Source organism: Paenibacillus sp. J22P169 (assembly GCF_059691995.1).
In genome coordinates this window covers 195,332-216,361 of the sequence record NZ_JCAUAO010000007.1, presented here as the reverse complement: position 1 = coordinate 216,361, position 21,030 = coordinate 195,332, and the positions used below count along the sequence as shown (strand labels likewise).

The following is a 21,030-nucleotide window of genomic DNA, read 5'->3' as shown; positions in this document are numbered from 1 at the left end:
TCGAGGTCAATCTTTTTTTTGCATAAACCGCTTATATACGTGTACATTGACAATTTCTACGTAATCAGGAACAATAGATTTGTTAGGTTATACTCATACCAATAACGTATTTTCAACATAAAAGGATGTCTCTATATGAGCAAAAAAGTATCCATGCAGCAAATCGCCGACCGACTCGGCATGTCCAAATACACCGTTTCCCAGGCTTTATCAGGTAAATCAGGTGTCAGCGAGGAGAATCGGCTTCGTATTCAAGAGACAGCGAAAGCCATGGGCTATACGCTCCAGCAAACTCACGCACAACGCTCACCAAATCATCAAGCTGTGAACCACACGACTAGTGAAAGTACGCACTCGGGGACTGGAATTACTCCCTTTATCTTGGTCTGGATTCAGTCTACCTATTTGCAGGACAATCCCTTCTGGGGTAAGGTTCTCACCGGTATTGCCGCTGCCAGCAAAGAGCTCAGCTATGAACATCTGATCGTCCCCATCGCGCCGAATCACCAGCTTGGGCTGCAGATACCTTCATATATTGATCTGTCGCATTGCATAGGGCAACTGCTCGCAGGAACTTTTCCTGCGCAGTCCGTCATTTCGTTGAAGCAGAGTGGGATTCCGCTCGTCCTCATCGACCACAATGAACCGCTCATCGAAGTGGATAGTGTGCTTAATAACAATTTGGACGCTGGCAAAATGGCCTGTCAACGCTTGCTCTCCGCTGGCGCGAAGCGCGTTATTTTCATAGGCGATGATCAATTCGCCGTTAGCTTCAAAGAGCGATGGTGGGGCTGCCGTATGGCGCTGGAAGATATGGCCGGACCCGCTGATCACTACCATTTGAAGAAATGGCAAATCGCCTACTCTGGGCCACACATGCTCCACCAATTAGAGCGCAAAGTGGCTGCATTGACCGAGGACACCATGCCCGATGGCTTTGTTTGTGCCAATGATCACCTCGCGCTAGATTTGTTGCCTATTTTGAAACGTCACGGCCTCGACGTGCCTAATCGAGTCAAAGTCATCGGGCTAGACAATATCGAAGCAGCCGCCTATGCGACTCCGGCCTTAAGCACAATCGAGCTCGGCAAGGAAGCACTAGGCATTCGAGCTGTAGAAACGCTGCTTTACCGACTCCAACACCCGGGCAGACAAGTGGAGAAAGTGGTGTTATCTTCTCGTTTTATCGCGAGGGATTCCGGCTAACCGCCGCCCACCAAAAAAAGCGTACAGCACTCATCATGACATGAGCAGCTATACGCCTTTTTCAACTAACGATTTGATAAATAACTTAACCCTATAGAGACCAGCATTCCCGCAAGCGCAATCCAAAATAAGTAAGAACGCCCGATTCGTTTCAGACTTTTATCTTGTCGATCCATAACGGATTTCTTGCGACTGCTGCTCGTCTTCGTTTCTCCATCTAGCTCATTGGTCACCTGCGATTTCCAATTCACGAATTGAAAGCCAATCCCGCTAACGACAACAGCTACCATCATCAAAATTAATGAACCCATAAATACCTTGTCCGCAATGGACGCCATGCTGCACTCGACCTCACTATCTAACTGTAATCTCCATATTATACTTCAAAAGAGAGCACGAATACGAATTCAAGAAAAAGCCCCAACCGACATCCTGTCGATTAGGGCTCCTTGGCTTATAACGTGCGATCGCCTGGCTTCCAGTTCGCTGGGCACAGACCGCCAGCTTGCAGTGCTTGAAGCACACGAAGTGTCTCGTCAACCGAACGACCTACATTCATGTCCGTGACGACTTGATAGCGAAGCACGCCATCCGGATCAATGATGAACAAGCCGCGGTGCGCAGCACCTGTCTCATCATCTAGGACGCCATAGGCACGTGCAGTTTCTTTGGAGAAGTCACTGACCAGTGGGAACTTCACAGGGCCGATGCCGCTTTGATCGCGCGGTGTTTGTGTCCAGGCACGATGCGTGTAGACACTGTCTACTGACGCACCTACGATGTCACAATCGAGGTCCAGGAACTGCTCGTAATTGTCGCTGAAAGCAGTAATTTCCGTCGGACACACGAAGGTGAAATCGAATGGCCAGAAGAAGAACACGAGCCATCTGCCGCGGTAGTCCTCGAGCGAGATTTTTTCCTCGAGCGTTTCCATATTTTTCGTAGAGAGCAGAGAGAAGCTAGGTGCTGGCAGCCCTATTTTAGCAAAAGTAGCATTGGATTGAACGATTAGTTGTTGTGTCATGGTGTAATCTCCTTTGAGGTTATGATTTAGCTAGCGATTTCGGCTAGTGCTTTTTTGAGTTTGGTGACGTTGAGACCTAGAATTTTGTGCTCACCGATCACGGTGACAGGCAGTGACATTAAGCCCATATCGTGCAGCTCTTGTCCGAATTGATCATTCAGATCGATGTTTCTTTCTTCAAAACCGACTTGCTGCTCTGTTAAATATTTTTTCAATTGGACGCAATAAGGGCAGTTGGAACTGGAATATACGATTACATTAGACATGGTTGTTCATCTCCTAGTAGGTTTGGTTTATTTGTATTGCGGGATCAATTGAGCCCGTTTATTAATAAATTTATCGACCGCCATGGCGGCAATCGCACCATCTGCAGCGGCTACAACAGCTTGCTTAACCGGTGTGCGTCTAACTTCTCCTGCACCAAATACACCCGCAACCGGCGACTGCATCGAGCTGTCCAAAATCATAAAGCCTTCCTCATCGAGAGGGACTTGCTCTTGCAAGAAGTCTGTACCTGGCTTACTGCCAGATAGGAAAACAAACACACCATCCACATCCAGCACTTCCTCGCCGCCAGAGCTTGTACGAATTCTGAGACCTTGAACTTGCTTATCGCCCAGAACTTCGAGCGGCTTCGTCTTGTAGAGGATGTTCGTGCCTTTCAATTCTGGAACGTGGTGAACGCCTTGCAATTCAGGTCGAGGAACTACGAAATGGATGGATTTAGTGAACTTACTCAACGCCTGTGCTTCTTCCAGCGCCTCTTCGGAATCACCGATCACAGCGACCGTCTTCCCTTCAAAAAAAGCACCATCACAGGTCGCACATGTGCTTACCCCGCGCCCCATCAGATTCTCCTCACCTGGCAGCATGCGATTACGTCCTTTAGAGCCAGTTGCAATGATGATGGACTTGCCTTCATACATCCCGTCCGCGGTGAACACATATTTCGTCTCGCCTTCCACATCTACATCCGTAATCGTCGTCTGAATGAACTCAGCTCCGAAGCCTTTGGCTTGGTCGCGCATCGTATCCAGCAGATCCTTACCCGACAGCTCGCCAATGACGCCGGGGTAATTCGCAATTTTATGCGTAATCGCTAGCGCTCCTGTATTCGGTGCTTTATCGATAACTAAGGTTTTCAAGTTCCCTCTTGCTGTATAAATCGCTGCAGAAGCTCCCGCGGGACCAGCTCCAACAATAATGACATCATACATCGGTGATGCACTCCTTCCTTATGACTTTATATGTTTCAGTTGTTTTGTTGATAATCGATATCAGATAATAATTATTATAAATAGAATAAAAACAAAGTCAAGCTTATTTATAATAATTCTAAATAAAGTAAAAAGCTGTCTTTGCAAGCAGGGGATTCCTACTTGTTAGGCAGCTCTGATTCTTATACTATTCTGATTGTTGATCATCCCTTATCACGGGATACGGAGGATATGGATATTGCTGATAGTATGGCGGGTATGGATATGGGTACGGATAATATGGTGGGTATTGGTAGTACGGTTGTGTCGCTGCACCATATAGCAGTGGGGCCACTACCCAAGGCAGCACATTATTAAAGCCGCCGCCATGGTGGGGAAAGTGCCCGGGTCCTCCTGGGAAGTGCCCTGGTCCTCCCGGGAAATGACCTGGACCGCCAGGCCCTCCTGGGAAGTGTCCTGGACCGCCAGGTCCTCCAGGGAAGTGACCTGGTCCTCCAGGGCCTCCAATGCCGCCTGGACCGTGTCCAATACCACCGGGTCCATGTCCTATACCGCCTCCAATACCGCCGCCATGCCCTCCGAGCGGCGGACGAAATTCTTGATCTTCACGCTTCGTCATATCGGAATCACTCACATTCTCTGTATAGTTTGATTTTCTACTATACTGTATGTGTGCGATAGCCTACTCGGTGAACGAAAGCCCAAAAATGGGCGCGTTACTTAGTGATCTTAGCCATTTCATCTTCCTTCATTTGCTCATATTGATCTTCGTATGTATTTGTAATGGAAGTACCATAACCGTTCGCACTTAGCTTAGCTTTCGTGTCATTAATAATTTGATCAAATTGACTATCAATTTGATCGACTTTCGCAAATCCTTGCGCAATTAAACTCGGACTTGGATTTGCCTTATATTGATTATATAGATCTTGTAACGCTGCTTTAGCATCTGCTTTAAGTTGGGACAATCGAGCTTCAGCATCCGCTTGAATCGAAGCTTCAGACGGTTTAGTTACAGGAGCTCCGCCCCCACCGCCGCCGATACCCCCAGGTATTACAGGCTTCGTCTCAGGTTTCACTTCAGGCAACTTCTCCTCGGGTTTCTTCTCTTCCTTGGTATCCGCGGACACCGTGTAAGTTTCCGGATTCCAATTGATCGTTTTGCCTACAGATTCAGAGAAGAAACGAATCGGTACAAACAAACTGCCGTCAACAATATACCCAGGCAATTCATCAGAAGGGCTCTTATTAACACCATCGAAAACATAATTAATTTTCTCTTTGTATACTTTCAAATTGCTAGGCGCCAGCTTCGATTTATCGAACTTCTCATTGCTTTTCGAATAAACCTGCGCATTCATTTTATACTCACTAATATTAATTTTATCTGTCGCCTTAGGCTCCGCAATCGTCACTGTGTACGTATTCGGGTCCCAGTTGACCGCTTTATCCAAGGAGTACGAGATGAATCGAATAGGAACATACGTCGTGCCTTCATAAATAAATCCCTGCTGACCTTCTGGCGGCGCATATTCCTTCCCATCAAACGTAAAATGCATCGGAACCTGATACACATCCACATCCATTGGCGCTTGTGCTGCTGACGCTTGCGCAGAAATCCCTATCATCACGGCAAGGGATAAACCTGTTATTACTTTCATACGTTGACTCGCTTTCACTACCTGAACACCTCTTCTATGTATTATTGGGAGGAAACCACTTTCTGTACAGCCGAAATCTCGGCTGATGTAAACTTCGTATAGGCGATTTTCTTTAACTCCGCCTTCTTCTCAGGCGTCAGTCCACCGCTGGCCATTTGCCTAAGCCTATTCAGTTCTGAGGCAGAAAACCGGCTCATCACGAACTTCACAGCATCCTGCTTACTTTCGAATTGAACAGCTTCCTTCTTCACCGTTGTAGTAGGCTTCTTCTCTTCGTTCGCTGGCCCTTCTTGCCCCTTCACTGATTGAGGGGGAGAGACTTGCTCATCCGAGCTGATAGACTTAGCGTTTCCATTGGACTTCTCATCAGTTGCAGCCTTCGGCTTCTCAGTAGCAATTGGTGTAATAGAAGAAGGAATTTCAACCGTCTCTCCAATTGCTGACAAATCCACGGACGCCAACCATTCCTGGCTTACCCCGCCTTCCACAACGAGTTGGTTGGCAATCTTATCTGCAATCACATTCATCGCATAGGTATAAGCCGTATAACCGCCAACGCCTAGAATACCTAGCCCGATGACTGTCAGTATGAGTTTCTTTCTCATCTCAACCCCCTACTGCCGTTAGCAAGCTGTGTTTTCATTACTTTGTAGATTTCGTCTGAGTCTCTTGATACTTCTTCCCTTGACTTAAGCCATATTTCGCAGCGATTCCAATCAATTGGTTATACTCGTCTTCCGATAGCTTCTTTAGAATGATTTCCTTGGCCTTCTTCTTTTCATCAACGGATAAGCCATTACCAGCCATCTTCGCAAAAAGTTGGAGATCCGACGCACTCAGTTTTTTTAAAAGAACCGAAGTCACAGAAGCTTTCTCCTTGAGCGTGATCGCATCCTGGACCTCTTTCGCCTTCTCTGTCGTAATTTGAGCCTCATAGCCTGTCCCATTCTTCGTCGCTGTTGGAGATGCTATAGGGATCTGTTCAGCCTTCTTAGTTTCGTTAGCATTCTGCGTCGATGAACTTGTAACTTGCTTCTCAGCAGGAGTTTCAACCGGAAGTGTCGTCCCTTTCGGTTGAAGCGTAGGTGATGCTCCATCCACCTTCTTCACATCGGGAACCGAGGACTCCTCAGGTGCAGCTGTCGCGTTTATCTTACTATCAGCTTCACTTCGGTTGCTATTATTGGAAGCTACCAAACTAGTATCAACATCTGCAGCTTGACTAATTTCCAATGGAATGGAGGGAATCATCGAATCCAGGAAATAAGACATAGCGACGTTCATGCCAAAATACCCAATAATCAGCAGTACAGCAGCACTACTTCCAACCCATACTAGTCGTTTCGTCCAGTTCTTTTTCTTCATATCTTCACCAACCAAGTCACATTATGGATATGTTTATTATAAACTTTATACGTCCAGAAGTCACATATTGTCGGGAAAAAACAAAAAAAGCACCCAACGGGTGCCCTTAAATGCAAAAATAGATCGTCTATTTAATGTGACGACAAAATTCGACATACTTTTTAAATGGTAACAGATATATTAGAGAGTAATATACACCATACGCGGGGAGACGATGCACATGCCTAATTATTACTTTACTGAAGTATGGACCCCACTAAGATTTATCGGGATCAAGATATTCAAAGATGATGAAGGCACGATTTGGATCAAATATTGGGGTTTTAAGCGCAGACGATTCACGAACAGTCAAGAATAGCTAAAGCTGTTGGACTTCATTCAAGATGAAAGTCTTGAAGTAAGATTTTCTATTAATGCCATTATACCCGAGGATACGACATTTGAAGAGGGACTAAAGTCAGGGTCGATAGTCCTATTTCTAGTATCCAAAGGAAGCTATTCCATTCACATATGTTTTCTTTGCCGCGCGGCTGCTATACAGCCAAGCACATAACGGAATAGGATCGTTCCTTAAAAGAAAAAGAAAAAAGCACCTTCTGGGGTGCTTTTCTTTATGTATACAGTTTCGTGCGATGATAACTAATTTTATTGAAAATCTTCGTACGTTCCACATCACAGATGCAGCTATCCAGAATTACCTCATTAAATCTCAACCAAAAAGAATGCCAAAACTTATCCATATGATTTCCTCCTCGATTTCACATAAATCAATGGGAGGCACGATGATTCGGAAGCTGGCTGACATACTGGCATAACCACCTTAGTCCCTATAGCTTTGCGTCACTGATTTTCATCAGCTTTGCCATTATCGTCCGATTTATGTGATTGACTATATACTATTGTAGCAAATCCACAATTTGCGGCAATGGTATATAAGTCGTGTTTTCGGGATCGAGGGAGGGGCGGAAGAACTAGGTTGTAGTAAACTTAAGGTTATCTACTTCAGAACTATCCATCTCACTATAGCCATTTGGATTATATAACTGCCATCGCCACGCGTCGGCGCACATTTCTTCTATACTTTTTTTTGCTTCCCATCCTAACTCTTTCTTTGCCTTTGATGGGTCTGAGTAACATTCTGCTAGATCCCCTGGTCTTCGCTTCGTAATAACATACGGTATCTTTCTTCCCGTCACTTCTTCAAATACACGTACCATCTCCAACACACTATATCCTTTACCTGTGCCTAAGTTATAGGCATCAACTCCAGTTGTTGACATCACTTTTTCTAACGCTTTTAAGTGTCCTAATGCTAAGTCAACCACGTGAATAAAATCTCTTACCCCAGTTCCATCTATTGTTGGATAGTCATCACCAAAAATTTGTAGATTCGCCCGTTTTCCTACTGCTACTTGGGTGATGTAAGGTGTTAAGTTATTGGGAATTCCATTAGGATCTTCACCAATTCTGCCGCTTGAATGAGCTCCTACTGGGTTGAAATAACGTAGAATCGAAATACTCCAACTATTGTCAGAAGTATAGAGGTCTCTAAGGATATCCTCGATCATTAATTTTGTGCGTCCGTAAGGATTCGATGCTCCCAAGGAATACTCTTCTGATATAGCCTCTGATAAATTCTGTGAGTATACAGTAGCCGAAGAACTAAACACCAATCTCTTTACATTGAATTTTTGCATCACCTGACAAAGAGTAAGTGTTCCAGTAATGTTATTTTGATAATAATTAAGTGGAATCTGCACAGATTCACTGACTGCTTTATAGCCAGCAAAATGAATAACAGCCTCTATCTTATTATCTAAAAAAATAGTTTCTAGACTATCTTTATCCAATATATCTACATTATAAAACTTTATTATTTTACCTGTGAGTTCTTGTATTCGATATAAAGATACCAACTTACTGTTTGACAAATTGTCTACTACTATTATTTCATTGTATTCGTTTAATAACTCCACACAGGTATGGCTACCAATATAACCAGTCCCTCCAGTAACTAATATTGCCATCTATTAATTCCTCTTTCTAATTAATTTTATTTCGGAGCACTTCTACTTCTAATATTGCTAGATCCTCCATATTTATCTTGGTCCATTTATAAGATGTGGTGCATCAAGCTTTCATATTTAGGGAGGTCATAAAATGCTTATTCTAAAGTGCTAATTAATAGAGAAATTATGGATGATTTAAATTAGAACAACTATAATAAATTCCTAGAAAGAAAAATATTATTGTAAACTCAACATATTTTTCTGATTATTTTCTAATTATTTTTCTAATTATTTTTATAATTAAATTCTTCATTACTTTTTTCTCATCTATATTTAAAAGAAAAAAATAAGAAAATAAACAGTAACATGTTGAAATAACTAATCCAACCAATATGAGATCTAGCCAATTTTCAATATTATGAAAAAGTTGAATAACAAAACTAAATAAAATAGCAAATACAAAGCTAGTTATTGGTTGAAATATACCTTTGTAATACATATGAAAGGCTTGGCCAGTTATATAAGAACTGTATAACGGTATAAATATAAGATTTTTTAGAATTAAAGAACTTGCACCAGCAATAACTATTCCATAAAGACCTAAACCTAGTGGCCCAGATAATAAGTATGCAAGTACTAAGTTAATAATACCCAATAGTATAGTAACTAAAGCAGGTAATCTTAATCTATTAACTGCAGTAAAGATATGGTTAAGTGGCATTATACTTAATACAAATACCAAGTATGCTGAGTTTAGAATTAATACCCATTTATATATTTCAAATTCTTCCCCTAACCATACTCTTAAAAGTGCACTACTCATTCCACATATTAAAGCTGCAGGTAATGCTATTAGTAACCCGTTTAGTCTTACTGCTTTATTTGAATACTGTATCAAGCCATTAATATTTTCCTTTGCGAAAAGTGTAATAATAACAGGTGCAAAAACACCAGCTGTAATTCCAGCAAGTGTTCTTAAAAGTAGAGGAAATTGTAAAATTGCTGCATAAATACCTGCTTTTTCAGCCCCTAATGTTATATTCGCTACTAGGATATCGATTGCAAGAAATAGAAGCACCCCAATTTGGCCTATAGAATTCCATATTCCTGCACCAAGCAACTCTTTTAATTTACTTAACTGAAAATCTTGATAATTAAATTTTATTTGAGGCAATAGCTTTCTAAAAAAAAATATACCTAATATAAAAGATAATCCCCCTGCAATAATCGTCCCAAAATTTACATACCAAACTTTTGGAGTAAGAATAGTTAAGAGTGAATAAATACAAATAGTTTTCACAATAGCATTTAATGCTTCTATTCCTTTTGTTATATATAATTTGTTAGTGCTGAATGGGGCTGCATCGAAGACGGCCCCTACATATGTCATTACTAATAAAAAACCACTAATAAAAATTGATATTCTAACATCTAATATTAAATCTGTAGGAATGTTGATAAAACTATCAATCAACAATGATAAAACAATAAATATTATTATTAAAAATCCAGAAAATATTATTGATGAAAATAGATAAGTATTAAAGAACTTTTGAGCATTAGAATAGTCATCTTGTAATATAGCAACAGTAAAAAAACGAGCAATTACAGAACTTAAAGAAACAGTTAGAACAGATAGTATACTAATAAAATTTTGCGTCAATGGGATAAAACCATATGCTTCTGCTCCGATAGTACTAATAATATAAGGTGTCATCCATAAAGAGATCAAAACAGAAAGTGTAAAAGTTGTTAAAGATGCTATTAAGTTATATACTAATTTACCTTGCATTGATGATCTCCTTCAATATTAAAACTTCAAAAAGGTCTGTAAAGTTAATCACGTAAACTCTTAACAAGCAATCCTGTTTTTCAAAAATCTCCTATAGCTTACTAAGTGATTTGAACTTTTTACTTAAATTGACTTCAGCAATAGCATTTGTGTCAAGATTCCACAATAGTTCAATCTCTTTCTGAATTTCATCCAGATCAAAATGTTCAATCATTTTAATATATGTCGAATCCTTAAGCCATGCATTATATACCCCAGATATTTTATGATTAGAATTATCTAATGCTATACACGGGGTTTTGGTGATAGCACAAAATATCATGCCATGGAGCCTATCTGTAACTACTATTTTGGATTTTTTAAAGACAGTCCAAATTTGATGTAATTCAAACTCTCTTTCTTGAATGGACAAGTTATTTTTATTTATATGAGTATCATAATAATTCACTTCATAACATTCTTTTAGAATAGTTTCTAAAAGAAGTTCATTTGACTTATCTAACTTTTTTTCCCTATCATTGCGAATACACATTGTAATGCCTTCTCGTCGATACGTTGGTTCTTGTTCATTTAAGTAAAGAACTATATCTGGTAAAAACATAATATTTGAAAAGTATTTCTGATATATTGCATATGACTTTTTTTCTCTAGCTGTTATTACTAAATCTTTATGTTTACTATATACACGTTTCGCTCTTTGAAGTGCCTTGTTACCATAAACAGTCTCAGAAAAGTCTATAGTTTGGGGGAAAGAAATAATCTTGTTTTCTGGAAATTGTTCAATGATAAATTGGCGACAGTATTCAATATCATCGTACATATCTCCTGTATTTCCTCCGCCTACAATTGTAATAATGTCATTTGGAGTGCAAACTTTTTTTAGCGCCTTCATATCTGAAAATGTGCTACTTATCGGGAAATCAATTATTTCGTAGTCGGGAAATTCGTTTTTTAAAAATTTTGTCTGTGCATAGGTTATTGCAACGTCTCCTAAGTTCCCATAGTTAGCTGCAAGCGTTACAATAATTTTCTTCTTTTCTTTAACAATATTAGAATATTTATTTCCTTTATTGCTATTGCTTAATAGATACTTTAAATATAACTTTTTTCTAATTAGTGATTTATTTTGATAAGCGTTAATATTAGTCATCCCCTTTATTTCTGGAGTAATTTATAAAATAGAAGCAATGCATAGCTTTGTTTAAGTTTGATTAGTTTATAAATAAATTTATCTATTATAGATGAAAGTTCAACATTTTCTAATTTGTTTATTATTGTTGGATTACATAATATCTTATCTAAATATTCTTTTTTATTATTTCGCGAAAGAGTATTTGCCCTACTTAATTGACTAATTGTTGTTCTTAAAGAACCCATCACCAAAGCAGCTATTATTTTCGAAATTTCATTACTATCTTGATTCCAAGACTTTAATAAATTTTCAACAGCAACTATACCTTTCTGTTTTATTTCAAAATAATCAACATAAAATTTATTACCCAAAGTCACTCTGGGACGTTGCACATAATGGATCAGTGGTACATCTACAAACGCAATTTTCTCACTCCCAGCAAGCACTGGAGAATTAAAAACAATATCTTCAACTAGGGAAAGACCCTTAGTAAATTTGAAATTATTTTCTCTTAAGAAACACACCTCATACATTTTATTCCATGCATAACCTAAATTACCGATTAGATCTTTTCCAAACACTATATTTTTATAGTCACTTCTTATAAAAATACCTGGTTCATGTTTATGAATAACTGATTTTATTAAGTTTTCATTTACATCTACATAATCGGCAATAAATCCCCATATCACTACATTACTTTTACTCGAATGTGCTAACTCTGTTGCTTTTTCAACCATATTTAATTCTACATAATCATCACCATCAATAAATATAATAAATTTTCCTGTAGCTTTATCCATCCCGGCATTTCTAGCATCTGATAATCCACCATTTTCTTTATGAATTACGCTTACTCTATAATCCATTTTCGCATAATCATCACAAATAAAGGGACAATTATCTGGTGATCCGTCATCTACTAAAATAATTTCAATATCTTTATAAGTTTGATTTAATATTGAACTCACACACTTATGAATATACTTTTCAACATTATAAATAGCTACAACAATAGAAACTTTTGTCAACATAAAAACACCTCGTTTATATGAACAAAAAATTATTCGATCTAAAGCTCTAAAACCAAATGGTTGAATTTTAACTTTATATTCACAAAATTTACATTCACATATTTTTTTGGACCTGTCACTACGATATTAATAAACCTAATTAAAACGATTTTCTTCGTTTTATTATAAGCAGTAAAATAATCCATAAAAAAAACATATTAGCAAATGCTGCTATTTGTAAAACTAGAAATAAAGAGGCAATCAATACGGTCAATAGATATATTAATTCATGATTTTTGCCCTCCCCTAAGCGACAAATTATAGAAATCAATAACGGCCCGATTAACATTCCAAACCATCCAAAATTAGAAATTGCTTCTTCGATAATGCTTGTTGTCATTCCCCAACCTATATATTCAGGAGGGTAATCAAAAATAGCTGAAGTCACATAAACTGCATAAGGCCAAGGTTTATTAGTCCATAACTCTCTTGGTATATACATACTAAAATCAAATAGAAAACTTTGACCAGTATACTCTAAAATTGTCCCTTTTTCGGGGTTTAGTGTTCTATTAATTGCAAATTTAGTAACAGCGTCTCTACCAAAATCAATTCTAATATTTTCATATATGTCAGAGAAATTATTAATTCCTAAGCTTCCATATCGGAGATTAAATTGATAAATACTAGTGAATAATGCAAAAAAAGTAATTGCCAAAATAAGAGAAATATAAAATTTTTTCCCTCTAATATACCCCTTTTTCCACAGAATATATCCAATTATTACTAAAAGGACAGCAACAATTGCTCTTTTTCCATTAACCCACATACAAAGGAACATTATAGGACTTAAAAAAATAATATTTCTAAGAATTTTATTTTCTCTAAATATTAGCAAACAAATAATGGAAATTACGCTAACGTTAACCGATAAATTTACTATAAAATGATAACTTTCACTTTCATTCATAAACAACCCGTTGGCTGCAGCACCATACTTTAAATAAAGCGTAGGGTCTGGTGAAAAAAGTACAGCTATTATAGGAATAAATAGCAGAAAATAAAATATGGGATAAATCCTTTTAATGAAAATATTCACACTCGATGACTCAAGTTTATTTTGTTTCTTATTTAGTTTACTAGTCGTTAGCCATATAATGGGGATAACACTTATATATATTGAATATATATATTCAGTTATGGTATCTCTGGTGGCATCTCTAAAACCAGGATAAATATAATAATTCGGTTTTCCAATTATGAAATCCATAAGTAGAGGCATGGCAAAAAACATGTAATATACCATGTATACAAATAAGATTACATCTTTGTATCCTTTTGACAATCTATTAACAACGAACAATAAACATAAACTCAACCATACAAACGTTAAAAAGTTTACAAATTCAAGCATAATATTCCACCATTCTGCCAAGCTTCTGTATAAAATCTTACGAATTTATTAATCTGTGAACTATACAGACATTTTAGATTTCTTTATAATTTATTACGCAGTGAGAAATGATTTAGTTTATTGATAAAGAATTGATTCCTTCTAAAATCTTGTAACTTAATGGTATGACATATCCTTGATCTTTATTGAATTATTAATAATTTGAGTGTCTTGTGTGAAATTATCTATTTCCTCTTTTGAGACCGTTGCCTCTATAAATAGATTGATTGCCTAAACAAATTTCTAATAAAGATTTTTCAATACATTCATTCCTCTATGTAATGTTCATTACAAGAAATATTGTTATTTGAAAATACTTTCCTAATTTATATAGATGAATTCTTCATTTGTAACAATTAGCATTTCAAGTAAATTTCAGTTAAACGATTTACAACAATATCTATATCAAATCCTGCACTTACAATATTCTCGTTTTGGCTTCTCCTAACATAATTTTCTTTCAATGCTAGAATCTTATCAACCCAAGTAGATACCGGGGAAGTTAATTTAACATATTCAATATTATCTGTAATTTTAACTTGCTTTGTAATGTTGTCAGAAACAATGCAGGCAAGACCAGCTGTTTGTGCTTCCACTAAAGTAACTGGTAACCCTTCAAAGTGGGAAGGAAATATTAAAACATCCATAGCTTGAAGAAGATCTGCGATATCATCACGCATTCCAGTTAATATTACTTTATTTTCTAAATTTAAATTCCTTATCTTCTGCTCGATTTGTCCGCGTAATTCCCCTTCCCCAACCAAAATCAACAACGAATTGGGCTCCTTTTTAGAGAAAGCATTAAATATTTCAATAAGGAATTCATGATTTTTGGGATGAGTGAGTCGACCCACATGTCCTACTATAAACTTTTCATTAACTCCTAAGTTTCCCCTGACCATTTGTCTTTTTTCTATATTAAATGTAAATTTTTTTATTTGAATTCCATTATTGATTATTCTGTAGGAGTTAGATTTTCGGATTTCTTTTCCAAACATCCATTCTCCAGCAAGATCTGAACATGCAAAATGATGGGTAGCATTCAATTTAATAAATAACTGATTCCATTTGTGAACATATTTATGAAGCAGACTGCCCCCCTCTTGAGTGCTATGGCCATGAACGATGCGTACAGGTAAATTATGCCTTTTGGCAGCTATTAATGGTTCAACATAACTAAGTGAACTTGAATGCATATGTATTACTTTATACTCTTTATGTCTCGCAAAAAAATCATCTAAGGATTTTTGATTTTTTAAAATACTACTATGTCGAGATGGTATATCAAATATTTTTCCACCAAGAGCAATAATTTCGTCATCAAAATCACATTTTTTATCTGTATGTACTAAAAAATCAAATTGAATTTGTGCTCTATCAATACTACGATATACATTCATTATGAAGGTTTCTAACCCTCCACGATTCATTCCATGAACACAATGCAAAACCCTAATCATTAGTTTCCCCACATTTCAGTAACTCTTTATAAAATGTTATTCTTTTATTATCTAATAACTTTTTATCAAATTCTTTTGCTTTTTCAAAGCTACGTTTTGCCTCATCTAATAATGTTAACTTCTCAATTATTGTATTGAGTGTATTATAGATTTCCACTACAGACCCTTTTTGGAAAATAAACTTTTTATTTAGCAACTCTGGTATTCCACCAACATTAGATCCAATACTTGGACAACCTCTACTCATTGCTTCTACCAACGCACGAGGTAATCCTTCTGTCTTACTTGGTTGAACATAAATGTCAATATTATCTAGATATTCAAATACTTTTTGATGCGTTAAAGATCCTATAAATATCACTTTATCTGAAACTCCATATTTCTCAGCAATAGTTTTAAGGAACGAATTATCTCCAGCACCAGCTAAGTGATATTCAAAATTGTATCCATTATTATTTAAATTAGAAATTGCTTCAATTACAAATTCGTGCCCCTTATACCTCATGTTAACAACTGCTGTTGTACCAAGTATAATTGGCATCCCATTTCGCATATTTCGGATTTTATTCAAACGTTTTTCTAATACACTATTATCGAAAGGAGGTATAGCAACATCAGAACATCCTATTGTCTTCCCTTTAGAAGGATACCTCTTTTGTAAAAATTCATTTGTAACATAGAAAACAAAAGGAGCGCTTTTAACAACGTTTTTTGTTTTAAACCATATATATGGAGCAACTATTTTACCTTTTATACTATGGTTCCAATAGGCATCCCATGGACATCCAACTACTTCAATTAAATATGGTTTTTTATGTTTCAATGCATATTTAATAGCTGTATTTCCAGTAGTACTAGGCAACCTTACTATTAAGATATCAGTTTCTATTATAGCTCTTTCTATTATTTCATTTGTATTCTTCCTTAGTTTCAGGCTTAAAAGCGAAGAAAAATTAGTAGTTGGATCTGGAACTTCTATAAAATTTATTTTATTCCTATCAAAGAATTGAAATTTCTCTTTGGCGTAACTAGGGTCATAAATAATATTATCTTTCCTAAACATAACAGTCATTTCGTTAATTAGTGATAAGTATCTATCCCAAACCTCTTTATTGTAGCTACCACTTGTATAATATTCCCCATTCATATCTTCTTTTAACCTTTCAAACCCATGAACAAACAATAAGTTCATACCATGCTCCTAATAAAAATCTTAATATATTTAAATGAAATTTCATTTATTGCTTTTAGCGCTCTCATAACTGTCTGCCATAATATCCAATACATTTTCTATACTAAACTTTCTTATTAATTCAAGATTATTTCTGCTCATCTTCTCTCTCATTGTTCTGTTACTAATTAATTCATTTATGACTTTAGTAAAAGAATTAATATCGTCAGCTTTAATCAAATAACCGCCATTGCCATTATGAACAAGGTCCTTATTTCCACGTATATCAGAGCATATTATTGGTAGCCCTGTCGCCATTGCTTCCATTAGAGCAACTGATAATCCTTCTCTTTTTGAAGGAAAGACAAATAAATCAGCAATTTTGCAAATTTCAATAATATCGCTTCTAAAACCAAGTAATTTAATTTGATCTGCCACTTGCAGTTTCTTTGCCAAATCGTACAAATAATCTTCTAAATAGCCTTGACCACAAATTACATAATATATATTATTGTTTTTTAATTTTGCTAATGCTTTGATTACAATTTCATGATTTTTATTTTTATTCAACTCACCAACTGATAACATCACAAATGAATCTAGTGGAACTCCAATTTCATTACGTTTTTCTATTTTTAAAACTGAAACATTCTTAATTCTTTCAATATCAATTCCAACACCTGGAATATAATTTATTTTTTTTGCTTTAAAGTATTTTTTAGCTAGTATGTAATCTTCATTATTAATGGTTATTAGTATGTCTGTATACTTTGACAGCCATTTTTCTATAATGAAATAAAACACCCAACTTTTTAATGGAGATCCTTTAAAGAAATGAAAACCATGTGCTGTATATATTACTTTCGTTCCTTTCTTCCGTGCACTTAATGCTGCAAGTCTTGTAATTACACCTCCCATAGGGGTATGGCAATGAATTATATCATACTCCTCAAAATCAATTATTTCCTTTAATTCTTTATATACCTTCAAATTACTTAAGCCAGTTGGAGAACGATGAAATGGTAAATCAATAAACTTATCACAAAATGGTACTATTATATCTTCTTGTATCTCATAATCATTTTTTGCACAAACATGAACTTCATAACCGACTTTTTTAAGCCATTCTAAATAAGGAAGATGAAAAACCATAATGTGTTTTTTTAATACAGTGGCAACAAATAGTACTTTCCTCATTACTTATTCCTCTTTTTTTGATTGAATAATAGTATCATTAAAATTAAATCGACAATATTTTTCACGATAATCACTTAAATCCTTCTCGTAGACTAAATTACCAAACATTTTTTTTATTATATTTATCTTTAAAAGCTTTATTATGAAATTAAGTGCTCTAGTCATTTTAATATTTCTTCCATGCGACTCAGCAATTAATTTAACCATTTCCGAAGTATTTACGTATTCTTCATTCTGTGGAAAGAATAATCCCTCGCTACAATCATCTATAACTAACTTAACAAATTCACACAGATGATCAATATAAATCATACTTCGTTTATTCCCGATGTTAGGAAATAATGGAGATTTAATCGCGAATTTTACTAACCTTGAATAGTTCCCTTTGCAACCTTTCCCATATATCATTGGAGGTCGAATTGTTGTAATAATAAATTTATCACTACCCAGTTTAGAAATTAATTGCTCAGCTTCTAATTTCGACTTCCCGTAGTTGCTTGTTGGAGTTAGAGGCGAATATTTGCCAATAACTCCATTTTCAATTCCATATACGCTCATAGAACTCATAAAAATAAACTGTTTGACTTTATCCTTTTTTGCTTTAAAAGCAACTTCATAAGTCAAATCGCGATTGACTTTATAATAAATATTCGCATTCACTTGTGATTCTTTAATATGCGCGATACCTGCTACATGAAATATAACATCATATAATGAAAAATCCTTTTCCCGCCATTCATCGTTTCTTATACTAATAAAATCTATTAAGTAATCATTGGAATAATTACCCAACCAACTCTCTAGGCTTTTACCTATGTAACCACTTACTCCGGTAACAAGTATTTTTTTCATATGAATTTTCTCTCCGTATTTACTTCCTTCTTTCCGTGTCCAATACTCACACCCTCAATAATTCCCTCACTCTTTACTACACTGAAAATAGTCCAAATAAAACATTTTACATCCAGCAATAAATTCATTCTCTCCACATAATCACCATCTAACTTAGCCTTATGTTCAATTGAAAGCGCGTCCCTACCATTAATCTGCGCCCAACCAGTAAGCCCTGGCAAAATATTATTAGCACCAAACTTATCTCTTTCATTGATTAAATCATACTGATTCCATAAAGCTGGTCTAGGTCCAATAATACTCATATGCCCTAGGAGTATATTCCAAATCTGAGGAATCTCATCCAGCGAAGTCTTTCTTAGAAACTTCCCCATTCTAGTAATGTATTGTTCCGGCCGCTTTAGAAGATGTGTAGGAGTATCCTTAGGAGTATCTATTCTCATTGTTCGGAACTTCAAGATATAAAAGTAACTCTTATTTATTCCTACTCGCTTTTGCTTAAATAGTACGGGACCCCTGGAATCTAACTTTATTGCTATAATTAATAATAAGAAAACCGGCAATAGAATTAATATTCCAATTAGTGATAAAAGCACATCAATTAGTCTCTTAATTTTCAAATACATAAAAGAACTACTCCTCTATGAATAAATCTGTAGTATAGAACTTACTCCCAATATCCCTCTAACCCACATTACTAAAACTCGGCACCAAATGCTTCAAAGCCTCATGAACGGTCCCATGTTTATCAGCAATTACATTCTCTAGTAGTATGATCTTCAGAGCTAGTTCACTCTGACTTATCTTCAAAGGACTTCCCACAAAGATTCGATCATGCAAAGTGTTTCCAAGCCCTTCTTCGCTTAATAACAGTTCTTCATATAGCTTCTCCCCTGGGCGAATGCCAGAGAATTGGATCTCGATGTCGACTCCCGGTTCGAAGCCGGAGAGACGAATAAGGTCAGTGGCTAGATCTACGATTTTGACTGGTTCGCCCATATCTAGAACGAAGATCTCGCCGCCTTTCGCGAAAGCGCCTGCTTGGATAACAAGCTGCACAGCTTCTGGGATAGTCATGAAGTAACGCACCATCTCAGGATGCGTAACGGTCACAGGTCCGCCTAAGGCGATCTGTTCTTTAAAATGCGGGATCACGCTGCCACGACTACCGAGAACATTACCAAAGCGAACAGCTACGAATTTGGTTAGGCTTATGAGATCCATGCTTTGAATGATTTGTTCAGCAATACGCTTGGTTGCACCCATAATACTGGTCGGATTGACTGCTTTATCTGTTGAAATGAGGACGAATCGCTCAGCTTTAAATTGATGAGCACATTCTGCAACATTTCGGGTCCCGAATACGTTATTCTTAATAGCTTCTGCTGGATTGCGTTCCATGAGGGGAACATGCTTATGAGCAGCTGCATGGAAAATGACCTTTGGCTGAAAAGCTTGAAACACTTCTTTCATCCGTTCCAAATCCTGAACGTCTGCGATAACTGGCTCTATTTTTAATGTCGGAAAAAGCCTATGTATTTCTTTCTCGATTAAATAAATGCTGTTCTCACCGTGCCCCAACAGAATTAATTTATGGGGTTGAAAAGGTGCAATCTGCCTGCACAATTCGGAACCAATAGAGCCACCGGCACCGGTAATCAGAACAACTTTACCTTGTACATAATTAGCAATGCCATCCAGATCAATATTAATAGGGTCGCGTCCTAATAAATCTTCAACCTGAACATCACGAATCGCATTTATGGTGACTTTGCCTTCGATTAAATCATTAATCTTTGGAATGATCTTCATTTTGGCTTTGGTATGCTTACAAATCGTAATAATTTCAGATACTTCTAATTTCGAAACGGAAGGCATCGCAATAATTATTTCGTCTATTTCATTGGATTCCACGATTTGAATAATCGCATTACGGTCACCAAGTACAGGGACGCCCATGATCAAATGCTTAAACTTAGAAGGGTCATCATCAACGAAGGCAACAGGATACACAGGAGAATTCGAATTAAATTTCAATTCTTTGGCAATTAAGATCCCGCAGTCACCGGCCCCAATGATTAACGCTTTCCTTTGGTTAGATTTCTTCTTATAGTATTTATCTCTAACCACTCGCCAGACAAAACGACTTGCTCCTATAATAAGAATCATGTTCTCCATCACCCTGACGTAGACAGCGAATGGAACATTTGGTTCGTGTAGCAAAAGCATAACGAAATAAGACAGCGTACAGGTAGCTACGACTGCTTTGACGATCGAAATGACTTCGCCTATACTTGCATATTCCCATACGCGTCTATACATCTTGAAGTAGATCAAACAGGCGGATCCAATAACCATGGATATAGCCGAATATTCCATCCACTGTCTCATATACGTACTAGGAATATGCAATTCAAACCTCAACAAATAGGCAATCAAAACGCTTATCCAAATCAGAACCATATCGAGCAAAACGAG

At 36.8% G+C, this 21,030-nt stretch carries 22 protein-coding genes and 1 riboswitch; of the genes, 2 read left to right on the top strand and 20 right to left on the bottom strand.

Translation table 11 applies throughout. From position 1 onward, the window contains the following. Positions 1–135: 135 nt before the first annotated feature. Positions 136–1,206 carry a LacI family DNA-binding transcriptional regulator gene (locus AC58QG_RS26885; protein WP_497365165.1) on the top strand — a complete coding sequence of 357 codons (1,071 nt, stop codon included), beginning with the start codon at positions 136–138 and terminating at the stop codon, positions 1,204–1,206. Between the two features lie 65 nt (positions 1,207–1,271). On the opposite strand, the gene AC58QG_RS26880 is transcribed toward AC58QG_RS26885, so the two are convergent. The 8 genes from AC58QG_RS26880 to AC58QG_RS26845 form a co-directional block, all read right to left on the bottom strand. Continuing rightward, the gene (locus tag AC58QG_RS26880) at positions 1,272–1,544 is read right to left on the bottom strand and encodes a hypothetical protein (protein WP_497365164.1); all 273 of its coding nucleotides are present in this window, start codon (positions 1,542–1,544) and stop codon (positions 1,272–1,274) included. A 116-nt stretch (positions 1,545–1,660) separates the two neighbouring features. After that, positions 1,661–2,230: a peroxiredoxin gene (locus AC58QG_RS26875; protein WP_497365163.1), complete on the bottom strand. Its 570-nt coding sequence runs from the start codon at positions 2,228–2,230 to the stop codon at positions 1,661–1,663. 26 nt (positions 2,231–2,256) lie between these two features. After that, on the bottom strand, positions 2,257–2,496 hold the full coding sequence (locus tag AC58QG_RS26870; RefSeq protein ID WP_497365162.1) for a glutaredoxin family protein: 240 nt from the start codon (positions 2,494–2,496) through the stop codon (positions 2,257–2,259). A gap of 27 nt (positions 2,497–2,523) precedes the next feature. Beyond that, on the bottom strand, positions 2,524–3,447 hold the full coding sequence (locus AC58QG_RS26865; protein ID WP_497365161.1) for an NAD(P)/FAD-dependent oxidoreductase: 924 nt from the start codon (positions 3,445–3,447) through the stop codon (positions 2,524–2,526). Between the two features lie 187 nt (positions 3,448–3,634). Continuing rightward, positions 3,635–4,066: a hypothetical protein gene (locus AC58QG_RS26860; protein WP_497365160.1), complete on the bottom strand. Its 432-nt coding sequence runs from the start codon at positions 4,064–4,066 to the stop codon at positions 3,635–3,637. A gap of 97 nt (positions 4,067–4,163) precedes the next feature. Then, positions 4,164–5,108 carry a copper amine oxidase N-terminal domain-containing protein gene (locus AC58QG_RS26855; protein WP_497365159.1) on the bottom strand — a complete coding sequence of 315 codons (945 nt, stop codon included), beginning with the start codon at positions 5,106–5,108 and terminating at the stop codon, positions 4,164–4,166. 41 nt (positions 5,109–5,149) lie between these two features. Further along, positions 5,150–5,713, bottom strand: a complete 564-nt coding sequence (locus AC58QG_RS26850; protein ID WP_497365158.1) for a hypothetical protein — start codon at positions 5,711–5,713, stop codon at positions 5,150–5,152. A gap of 37 nt (positions 5,714–5,750) precedes the next feature. Further along, positions 5,751–6,473 (bottom strand): hypothetical protein, encoded by a 723-nt coding sequence (locus AC58QG_RS26845; protein WP_497365157.1) that lies wholly within the window; start codon positions 6,471–6,473, stop codon positions 5,751–5,753. A 220-nt stretch (positions 6,474–6,693) separates the two neighbouring features. On the opposite strand from AC58QG_RS26845, the gene AC58QG_RS26840 reads away from it, so the two are divergent. After that, positions 6,694–6,831: a hypothetical protein gene (locus tag AC58QG_RS26840; RefSeq protein ID WP_497365156.1), complete on the top strand. Its 138-nt coding sequence runs from the start codon at positions 6,694–6,696 to the stop codon at positions 6,829–6,831. A 253-nt stretch (positions 6,832–7,084) separates the two neighbouring features. On the opposite strand, the gene AC58QG_RS26835 is transcribed toward AC58QG_RS26840, so the two are convergent. The 12 genes from AC58QG_RS26835 to AC58QG_RS26780 all read right to left on the bottom strand — a co-directional run bounded on the left by AC58QG_RS26835 (position 7,085) and on the right by AC58QG_RS26780 (position 20,943). Continuing rightward, positions 7,085–7,213, bottom strand: coding sequence for a hypothetical protein (locus AC58QG_RS26835; protein ID WP_268796258.1), 129 nt, complete (start codon positions 7,211–7,213; stop codon positions 7,085–7,087). A 46-nt stretch (positions 7,214–7,259) separates the two neighbouring features. Further along, positions 7,260–7,347, bottom strand: a riboswitch (cyclic di-GMP riboswitch). A 97-nt stretch (positions 7,348–7,444) separates the two neighbouring features. After that, the gene (galE, locus tag AC58QG_RS26830) at positions 7,445–8,500 is read right to left on the bottom strand and encodes a UDP-glucose 4-epimerase GalE (protein WP_497365155.1); all 1,056 of its coding nucleotides are present in this window, start codon (positions 8,498–8,500) and stop codon (positions 7,445–7,447) included. 247 nt (positions 8,501–8,747) lie between these two features. Beyond that, a complete protein-coding gene (locus AC58QG_RS26825) occupies positions 8,748–10,274 on the bottom strand; it encodes an MATE family efflux transporter (protein ID WP_497365154.1) in 1,527 nt (508 codons plus the stop codon). A gap of 91 nt (positions 10,275–10,365) precedes the next feature. Then, the gene (locus tag AC58QG_RS26820; protein WP_497365153.1) at positions 10,366–11,424 is read right to left on the bottom strand and encodes a polysaccharide pyruvyl transferase family protein; all 1,059 of its coding nucleotides are present in this window, start codon (positions 11,422–11,424) and stop codon (positions 10,366–10,368) included. 5 nt (positions 11,425–11,429) lie between these two features. Further along, complete coding sequence (locus AC58QG_RS26815) at positions 11,430–12,440, bottom strand: glycosyltransferase (RefSeq protein WP_497365152.1); 1,011 nt, start codon at positions 12,438–12,440, stop codon at positions 11,430–11,432. Between the two features lie 139 nt (positions 12,441–12,579). Beyond that, on the bottom strand, positions 12,580–13,713 hold the full coding sequence (locus tag AC58QG_RS26810; protein WP_497365151.1) for an O-antigen polymerase: 1,134 nt from the start codon (positions 13,711–13,713) through the stop codon (positions 12,580–12,582). 515 nt (positions 13,714–14,228) lie between these two features. Beyond that, positions 14,229–15,302, bottom strand: a complete 1,074-nt coding sequence (locus AC58QG_RS26805; protein WP_497365150.1) for a glycosyltransferase family 1 protein — start codon at positions 15,300–15,302, stop codon at positions 14,229–14,231. A gap of 22 nt (positions 15,303–15,324) precedes the next feature. Beyond that, positions 15,325–16,524, bottom strand: coding sequence for a glycosyltransferase (locus tag AC58QG_RS26800; RefSeq protein ID WP_497365149.1), 1,200 nt, complete (start codon positions 16,522–16,524; stop codon positions 15,325–15,327). Positions 16,525–16,566: 42 nt separating this feature from the next. Next, positions 16,567–17,700 carry a glycosyltransferase family 4 protein gene (locus AC58QG_RS26795; RefSeq protein WP_497365148.1) on the bottom strand — a complete coding sequence of 378 codons (1,134 nt, stop codon included), beginning with the start codon at positions 17,698–17,700 and terminating at the stop codon, positions 16,567–16,569. A gap of 3 nt (positions 17,701–17,703) precedes the next feature. Next, on the bottom strand, positions 17,704–18,552 hold the full coding sequence (locus tag AC58QG_RS26790; RefSeq protein ID WP_497365147.1) for an NAD-dependent epimerase/dehydratase family protein: 849 nt from the start codon (positions 18,550–18,552) through the stop codon (positions 17,704–17,706). Further along, positions 18,549–19,178: a sugar transferase gene (locus tag AC58QG_RS26785; RefSeq protein WP_497365146.1), complete on the bottom strand. Its 630-nt coding sequence runs from the start codon at positions 19,176–19,178 to the stop codon at positions 18,549–18,551. The genes AC58QG_RS26790 and AC58QG_RS26785 overlap by 4 nt, the downstream gene beginning before the upstream one ends. 58 nt (positions 19,179–19,236) lie before the next feature. Then, entirely contained in the window at positions 19,237–20,943 is a 1,707-nt protein-coding gene (locus AC58QG_RS26780) for a polysaccharide biosynthesis protein (protein ID WP_497365145.1), read from the bottom strand. Between the last annotated feature and the right edge of the window lie 87 nt (positions 20,944–21,030).

Coding starts and splice junctions, on each gene's coding strand:
- AC58QG_RS26885 (WP_497365165.1), top strand. CDS start 136: ATGAGCAAAAAAGTATCCATGCAGCAAATCGCCGACCGACTCGGCATG.
- AC58QG_RS26880 (WP_497365164.1), bottom strand. CDS start 1,544: ATGGCGTCCATTGCGGACAAGGTATTTATGGGTTCATTAATTTTGATG.
- AC58QG_RS26875 (WP_497365163.1), bottom strand. CDS start 2,230: ATGACACAACAACTAATCGTTCAATCCAATGCTACTTTTGCTAAAATA.
- AC58QG_RS26870 (WP_497365162.1), bottom strand. CDS start 2,496: ATGTCTAATGTAATCGTATATTCCAGTTCCAACTGCCCTTATTGCGTC.
- AC58QG_RS26865 (WP_497365161.1), bottom strand. CDS start 3,447: ATGTATGATGTCATTATTGTTGGAGCTGGTCCCGCGGGAGCTTCTGCA.
- AC58QG_RS26860 (WP_497365160.1), bottom strand. CDS start 4,066: ATGACGAAGCGTGAAGATCAAGAATTTCGTCCGCCGCTCGGAGGGCAT.
- AC58QG_RS26855 (WP_497365159.1), bottom strand. CDS start 5,108: ATGAAAGTAATAACAGGTTTATCCCTTGCCGTGATGATAGGGATTTCT.
- AC58QG_RS26850 (WP_497365158.1), bottom strand. CDS start 5,713: ATGAGAAAGAAACTCATACTGACAGTCATCGGGCTAGGTATTCTAGGC.
- AC58QG_RS26845 (WP_497365157.1), bottom strand. CDS start 6,473: ATGAAGAAAAAGAACTGGACGAAACGACTAGTATGGGTTGGAAGTAGT.
- AC58QG_RS26840 (WP_497365156.1), top strand. CDS start 6,694: ATGCCTAATTATTACTTTACTGAAGTATGGACCCCACTAAGATTTATC.
- AC58QG_RS26835 (WP_268796258.1), bottom strand. CDS start 7,213: ATGGATAAGTTTTGGCATTCTTTTTGGTTGAGATTTAATGAGGTAATT.
- galE (WP_497365155.1), bottom strand. CDS start 8,500: ATGGCAATATTAGTTACTGGAGGGACTGGTTATATTGGTAGCCATACC.
- AC58QG_RS26825 (WP_497365154.1), bottom strand. CDS start 10,274: ATGCAAGGTAAATTAGTATATAACTTAATAGCATCTTTAACAACTTTT.
- AC58QG_RS26820 (WP_497365153.1), bottom strand. CDS start 11,424: ATGACTAATATTAACGCTTATCAAAATAAATCACTAATTAGAAAAAAG.
- AC58QG_RS26815 (WP_497365152.1), bottom strand. CDS start 12,440: ATGTTGACAAAAGTTTCTATTGTTGTAGCTATTTATAATGTTGAAAAG.
- AC58QG_RS26810 (WP_497365151.1), bottom strand. CDS start 13,713: ATGTTTTTTGCCATGCCTCTACTTATGGATTTCATAATTGGAAAACCG.
- AC58QG_RS26805 (WP_497365150.1), bottom strand. CDS start 15,302: ATGAATCGTGGAGGGTTAGAAACCTTCATAATGAATGTATATCGTAGT.
- AC58QG_RS26800 (WP_497365149.1), bottom strand. CDS start 16,524: ATGAACTTATTGTTTGTTCATGGGTTTGAAAGGTTAAAAGAAGATATG.
- AC58QG_RS26795 (WP_497365148.1), bottom strand. CDS start 17,700: ATGAGGAAAGTACTATTTGTTGCCACTGTATTAAAAAAACACATTATG.
- AC58QG_RS26790 (WP_497365147.1), bottom strand. CDS start 18,552: ATGAAAAAAATACTTGTTACCGGAGTAAGTGGTTACATAGGTAAAAGC.
- AC58QG_RS26785 (WP_497365146.1), bottom strand. CDS start 19,178: ATGTATTTGAAAATTAAGAGACTAATTGATGTGCTTTTATCACTAATT.
- AC58QG_RS26780 (WP_497365145.1), bottom strand. CDS start 20,943: ATGAGACAGTGGATGGAATATTCGGCTATATCCATGGTTATTGGATCC.